This window comes from Xanthomarina gelatinilytica (genome assembly GCF_000348685.1).
Taxonomy (GTDB): domain Bacteria; phylum Bacteroidota; class Bacteroidia; order Flavobacteriales; family Flavobacteriaceae; genus Xanthomarina; species Xanthomarina gelatinilytica.
The window spans coordinates 1-7,304 of the sequence record NZ_ANLA01000012.1 but is presented as its reverse complement, the minus strand read 5'-3'; the positions used below and the strand labels follow the sequence as shown (position 1 = coordinate 7,304).

Here is a 7,304-nt window from a genome sequence, read left to right as displayed (position 1 = left end):
TTAATGGGTTTTTACTTGTTTTTTACCACAGTACTTTGTTGTGGGCAGTTATTATTGTAAGTTCAACTCTTTATACGCTTCTGATAAATTCATAACATTTTCTGAAAGAGAACCGTTTTCAATATTGTCTAATTGCCAACCTGTATCGTATTTTGTAAAAAATGCCTTTCTTTTCCACTTTTTTGCTTCTTCACTGTGGTTAGGTGTAAAGATTGAAAATTTTGAAGGAATTCCAATTTCTGTAAATATAACTTCAGCCTTATTTTCAGAAGTCATCGTAACGCCTTCAATATTGTTAAAAATAGATTCTGTTATGTTTACTCGAATTCCTCCATAATTACCTATTTTATTAACATAAGGTTTCCCTTTTTCGGTAATTTGAAAACCATAGCAGTTTGCATTGTTTTTATATGTATTTATTTTCCAGTATCCTTCTTTTTCTAATTTTTTTGCTTTTTCCATAATACGTGGACATATTTCATTCCCAAATCCATAATCTCCATAATATTTTGGATAATTAGAACTTAAAATTTTTTGACTTTCATCTGTTGTCAAATTATTCTTTGAGCATGATGTAACGAAAATTGATATTGCGAAAAGTAAAATTAGTTTTTTCATAACTATGATTTAATTTCACCTACTCCAAAATTCAGTTGGCTTTTCGGTTTGTTCCCAACATTATGTATGTTTATGTCAAATTCAGTCGTTCGATTTGACAGTCAATAATCTCAATTTATCAGTTGTTTAGCAATTTAAAATGAAAATCCCTTGATTTCTGATGAAATTTTGTCTTTCAGCCGAAATGTTGGTTTTAATTGCCCACAACGGTCTCGGCTATGAGTAGTTGCGTGGGTTAGCACGTAACTTTTCAAGTACACACCAAACTGAAAATCCGCGAGGATTTTCAGAAGTAGGCGAAAACAAGCAATTACTTATAGCCATTGTTGGCGGTAGTTATTTTATTTTCATTATTATTTCACTCAATTCAACAGGTGCAAAATTTGGATGGTCGTTAATGACTTTTTCTATAATATCTTTTTTAAGAGCATCTTCTCTCTGATAAGCATTTAAAAATGGATATTTGGTTTTGTATAAACTTTCTAAATCGTGTCCTTGATAATGATTGAATTCTACTGTTGTTTCTAATTCCCAACCGTTAAAGGTTTTATACTTAACTTTATTTGTTGACTGCAAGCCCAAATCATTAAGTATTTTATTAATAATTATTTGAGCATCTGCTTGATTTAAATTTATTGCTTGGGAATATGTAGTAATACTGATTCCGACAAAGTCAGTTATTGGTATTTTATTTTCTCGAATAGTTAATAAACCTAAAAGAAAAGGGTCTAATAAGTAGTTTTCGATTGCGTATCTGTCATTCTCACCTAAAACAAGTATTCTATCAACAGACGCATTACTCAAATCCCAATCAATTATCCCATAAATTTGTTCATTTCCATTCGAGTATAGGTTTTTAACTACTTCGATTACATCAGTGCAATTTGATCCGTTTGAAGTTCTTGCAGGAATGAATATGGGTTCAGAAGAAAAACTCACTAATCGTCCATAAATATTCATAAGAAGCTCATAATATGTGACATCATATTTACTTTCTACAAAAACCTGTCTTCTTTTCTCTGTTGATATTCTCAAGAAAGGTATGTCCGATGAAAGAATTTCAACTGCCTCTTGTACAGGGATTTTAGTTGGACTGCTATTCCCTCTAATCAACTGATAAATTGAAATTCCTTCACTTGATATTACAGTTGTTGGTGAGTGAGTGGAAATTACTGTAGGTATTTTATTTTGCTCAACTATATTTTCTCTTAAGATTTTCACCATCATTTTTGACATTGAAGGATGTAACCCAGCATCTGGTTCATCTATTAGTAAAACATCTGGTTTTCCTAAATCGCCGCCAGTATTATATATAGCTAAAGCTAATGACATTAATACTTTCTCACCAGTAGATAAATCTGCTGAACTTATCTCAAAACCTTGAATTTTATCTTTTAATTTAAAAATAAAATTTGAGTCTAATCTGTCATTTTCGGGATTATTGACTTCATAAGGAATACTAGTTTCATCAAGAATTTTATTGACAAACTCCCAAGGTGGTTCACCATATTTTTCTGTAAATTCTTCTTGTGTTAAAACAGGTTTTGATATTGACTTGCCTTTAGATTGATAATATTCGTTAATATTATTTTCTTCTTGTCTTTTATGGTAGTTTTTAAATATCAATGCAAATTGAGCTGTGAAAAAGTCATTTTGTCCCATAAATGAAATATCAAAGCTATCTCCAAAATCATCTTCAGTTAGTTCTTCATAACCTTTTCCACTGTCTCGAATTGTTTTATTTAGAAAGTTAGTTGCATTTGCATCATTCATCTGTCGATTAATTTCGCCAATGTTATTTCTATTTCTTCTTTGTGCATTTTGTTTTGCTGAATGAAACTTATTCCAAACATTTTTAATGTGTTGTGAAATTGAATTAGGGTCACAACTTTCTTGTATTTTAGGATTTAATCCATTAAACGGAATATATTTTATATTTTGAGTTGGCTTACCATAGATTTCCACGGATGATTTGTCTTTATCAGCTATTGCTTCTAAAAGGTGAGTTTTACCGCTACCATTTTTCCCTGTTAAAACTGAAAATTCAGGAAGCTCAAAAGTACAAGGTGGTTCAACTGATTTATGTTTTTGTCTTATGGTTACTTTTATACTCATAATTTTTCTCTAATTACCGCCAACGGTCTCGGCTATGAGTAGTTGCGTGGTTTAGCACTTAACATTACAAGTACACACCAAACTGAAAATCCGCAAGGATTTTCAGAAGTAGGCGAGAACAAGCAATTACTTATAGCCATTGTTGTGTGCAGTTTTTATTTCCTAATTTCCTTTAATTCCGTTATTGCTGTAAACATTCTTATATTCTTTATGCACCAAGTATCAAAAAATTTTTGAAACAGTCTATATGAAATCCTAGTTAAAATTAGCATAAGAAAAAACATTGCTACTAATTCATAAATGTTTGCTTTTCCTAATTGGAATAAACATAAAATTATAGAAACAAATGATATAATCGTTGAGCAAAAAAACACAGTTGTCATTCTATGTGCTAGAGAGAAACTTAAGTTAGCTCTTTCTAAAGAATATAAATTTGAATCACTTGCGTACTGTGAAACATAGTTTTCTTTTAAATAAAATTGTTCAATGCCACTGTATATTTCAAGTTTATCTTTCCATTTAGTATTAATTTCAAGGTTAGAATTTTCCGGTATTATTCTTTTATCATTTTTATTTGGTTTACCAATAAATATTAAGGATATAAAATTGATAAATCGATTTTTAATCCCTTCGTTTTTATACCTTAAAAACCAACCAAAACTAAATCTTAATAAAAATCCGATGATATATAAAGTTGCCAGTATAACTCCAACTTCAAAAGCTTTTGAAATTTTAAAGTCCTTAAAAGGTTCTAATCCGAAATTTTGAGATAATAACATCAACACAAAAATTAAAATAGTAGATGGGACTAAATAGTTTATTATGTCTCTTAATTCAATTTTACTAGGAATCATTTCTTATATTTCAGGTTTTTTTCATATTGCACACAACGGTCTCGTATAACCGTCAGTTACGGGTTAATATACGTTAATTTTCGGTTTAGCACAGGCTTTAGCAATTTCGAGTGGATTCGGACGAAGTCGAATCCGCCGTAATTGCGGTTATACATTGTTGTGCTTTCGTTTTTTTTCATATTTCCTCCGCTAAATTGCTGTCCAACATTTGAAGAAGAAAATCCGATTCAAAATTTCCTTTTATTTCTTTTACAATTGGTTTTAAATATTCAAAAATCAGTTGGTTAAAATTCTCGTCTCCAAGTTCATGGTCGTGAGTTTTTATTGAATCATTTATTTTAAATTCAGGATTGTCAGTTTCGTATTCGTCTTGCAATTCAGGTATTTCTAAAAGGTCAAATTCCACATACTCAAAATCAGGACAATTATTTGCCGTTTCAGTCAGCGATTTGTTCACGTTAAAGTTTATGGAAATCCATCCAGCCCAAGAACAGGAATAAATTCCGATTGAATTTGGTTTACCATTTTCCGTTTGAAACCTTTCAATCGAAGTGTTCAAAAACTTTTTTATTTCAGCCGTATGTTTATTTAAATCAATCATTTTTTAATCAGCAGTAAGTTTGGTCAAAATGAAGCACAACGGTCTCGTGTATGAGTAGTAGCGGATTTCTACTCACAAATCTTTCGGTTTTGCACTGACCTTTGTTTTATTCTTATACTTTCGTTTTATCACTTCAACCGCTATTACTTATACACATTGTTGGCAACAGTTTTATCTGTCAGATATGTCAAATAATTCAATTCCAAATTTATATTGTTGCATTTCTTTTACAACTTGTACTAAAGCATATTTCGCAATATTAGACTTACATAAATCTATCCTTTCTAAAATCGATTTGTCTTTGTAATTATTATTTTTAAATGCCATAACAAAGTTTACTTGACTTCTATCTTTTCTCAATCGTTCAACTAAATCTTTATACGCTATTTTTTTAGTTGGATTTCTCTTATTGTACAGTTTTAATGTCTTTTCTAAATAAGCACTTTTTTTATTGTCTTTTAAGTCATTTGATAGTCTTTTAGCAGATAATATTACTTGTATGTACAAGTCTCTCATTTTTGTGTTAAATCCGTTTTTTACGTGAACAAAATGAACTTTACTGTCGGTAACAATCAATAAATCACATAATTCTATATTGTCAGTTATGACTTTGTCTAAAACAAAATAATTTTCTAAATGATTATGACTTTTATTGTAGTAATCTTCATCTTTCTTTTTAGGCCATTCTAATAATAAATCATCTTTTAATCTATACTTGGTGTAATATTCCTTTGCATCGTTATTCATTAATTCTAAAAAGTCGTCATCTAGTAGATACCAATGACCATCAATTTTAAAATATTTTCTTCCTAGATAGTCAATTTCAGCTGTTATGTGAGAGAAAAAATGACCGTATGTTATCTCTGATTTATTAATGTGACCAACGATATTTAAAGTGTATAGTTTTCCTTTGATTTTTGGTCGTTCTCTAATATCTTCTAAATTGTCAAAAATATGTTTTGTACACTCAAAATATAAATCATCTCTTTTCTTGACAACGATATCATTTTTACCTCTTGAGTATTTAGCACGGATAAGAAAATTGTTGCACTCGTAGAATCTTTCAAGTTTTGAAGGATGAACAACTTCAATTACATCACTTTGACTGTGTTTTACTCTATCTGGCGTATTATGAAGTAAAATGTCATCAACTATAATTTCTTTAAGTGTCTCATCTAATTCTGATACAACATCTGGCTCATTTACTTTGAAGAACAATGTCAATTGTTCTGGCTTGTTGTTTTTTCGGATTTTATGAATATCCTTAATCAAAACTTTTAACTCATCAAAATTCAGTTTTTTTCTGATACTAAAATATGAACCTACTTCCATTAAAGCTATATCATTACCTAAAGAATATTTTTTGAATTCATTTTTCTTTAGGTCATCTCGGATTTGTAGTTTAATCTTTGTTGGTACTTCTGAATATTCTAGAGTTTCTGCAATTGTTTGATTAAAGTTGAAAATCTGTTTCTTTTGAGATATATTATTTGCGACTCCTCGAATTTCCAATTCTTGTATTACGTCTTCTTTTGGTTTTGCAATTCTTTGATATAAATCAATTCCGAAACTTGGATTTATGAATTTTCGAATAACACTCATTCCACTTCCGCTTATAACACAATATATTTCTTTCTTGTACTTAATGAAAAGCACAAAGGAAAATTCAATAATCTCAAAATTCTGATTTTCAGTTAGGTTTTCGGGTAAGAATAGTTTCCAATAATACTTTTCCTTTGGTTGATTATAGCAATATGACCAAAATTGAAAATTATCATCTTTTTGATACGTAACTTCGGGTTTTATTAAATCTAAATCCCCGAATTTATGTCTTAATTTTTTTTCGTGATTGTTTTGAATGATTTCAATAATCTCCTTTGCAGTCGCCTCTTTAAATTCATAATAGGATTTATCGATTTGGAAGATTTTCAGATTAAATCTTGTTTGTCCTGCAATCATTGTTTATTTAATTAGTTTTAGGCAATGGTTTTTAATTGTTTTTAGCCATATAGTTAAAACACATTTTTAAATTTTTTTCATCATTAAAGAAATCAGAATCTTCATAATTCATATACTGTAATGAAAAACCAGCTTCTTGTTCCTTAAGTTTTGCAATAATATTTTTATAATTCTTATTTGAGACAGGAAGATAAACACCGAATCCAGATTCAGAAGCTTTGGTTTTAAGGGTGAAAATAGCTTGAAATCCTTCAAATCCTTTAGACGTAATTTGATAAACACCTGAACTAACCTTTTTGAAAACAGATTGTCTTGTCCAAAACCCTACTGGATAAATTTCTTTCTCTGGATTATTCAATTGTTCTCTTATGACGTCAAATGCTTTGCTTAATATAAGCGGATATCCATATTTCTCAAACGCCATAAAGTATGCAGTTTTTAAAAGAGCAAGTTCATATTTTCGGAATTCTACTCTTGTGGCAGGAAACTCAACATTAGTTATATCTCCATCTCCTGTTTTAGATACATATTCTTTTAAACTTTTGGGATTATTAACTTTTTCTAAATGTGTTATAGTGATTTTTCCATTTTCATCAACTTTAACCGTTCCTTGAACTTTAATTCCTTTGTGAGTTATAGTAGCTTTAGAACCTGTATTGGGTAAAAACGAATGTAAATCTACCTCGTTCAAATATTCAGTTAAGTGATAATCAATTTGATGTCCAAATTCATTATTACACTTTTTGCACGAGAGAGAATTGGCAGTTCCTCCTAAGGATTTTGGTGGGGCATCCTCTAATGTTAGAAAGTTTTCTATTGAAGTGTCAAGGTCAGCTTCAGAGAACTGATTCATACATACGGGACAAATGAATGTTTTTTCGTAATCCAACTTAAAGTCCAATAAACCATTTCTATCCATTGAATTTAATTGGTCAGAATATTTCTGAAATAGAGTGTCTCTTTTTTTCTTTGAAGATGCCATTTTTAAATTGTTGCCAACGGTTTTGTATATGAAAAGTAGCGGGTTTTGCTCACGGACTTTTCGGTTTTGTACTGACCATAAATTTACGGAAATCACTTTGATTTAAGCACTTAATCCGCTATTTTTTATATACGTCTTAAGTTTACAATTCACTAAATTTATTATATAATCAGAA

Annotated in this window: 6 protein-coding genes; all 6 read right to left on the bottom strand. The window is 29.8% G+C overall.

Features of this window, described 5'->3' with window-relative positions:
• Window positions 1–51: 51 nt before the first annotated feature.
• Entirely contained in the window at window positions 52–618 is a 567-nt protein-coding gene (locus tag D778_RS07965) for a hypothetical protein (RefSeq protein WP_155949921.1), read from the bottom strand.
• Window positions 619–954: 336 nt separating this feature from the next.
• Window positions 955–2,733: an ATP-binding protein gene (locus tag D778_RS07960; RefSeq protein WP_007649493.1), complete on the bottom strand. Its 1,779-nt coding sequence runs from the start codon at window positions 2,731–2,733 to the stop codon at window positions 955–957.
• Window positions 2,734–2,888: 155 nt separating this feature from the next.
• The gene (locus D778_RS14525) at window positions 2,889–3,587 is read right to left on the bottom strand and encodes a hypothetical protein (RefSeq protein ID WP_007649492.1); all 699 of its coding nucleotides are present in this window, start codon (window positions 3,585–3,587) and stop codon (window positions 2,889–2,891) included.
• 175 nt (window positions 3,588–3,762) lie between these two features.
• Window positions 3,763–4,188 (bottom strand): hypothetical protein, encoded by a 426-nt coding sequence (locus D778_RS07950; protein ID WP_007649491.1) that lies wholly within the window; start codon window positions 4,186–4,188, stop codon window positions 3,763–3,765.
• Between the two features lie 171 nt (window positions 4,189–4,359).
• Complete coding sequence (locus tag D778_RS07945; RefSeq protein WP_007649490.1) at window positions 4,360–6,147, bottom strand: DUF6119 family protein; 1,788 nt, start codon at window positions 6,145–6,147, stop codon at window positions 4,360–4,362.
• 31 nt (window positions 6,148–6,178) lie between these two features.
• On the bottom strand, window positions 6,179–7,129 hold the full coding sequence (locus D778_RS07940; RefSeq protein WP_040491875.1) for a hypothetical protein: 951 nt from the start codon (window positions 7,127–7,129) through the stop codon (window positions 6,179–6,181).
• Between the last annotated feature and the right edge of the window lie 175 nt (window positions 7,130–7,304).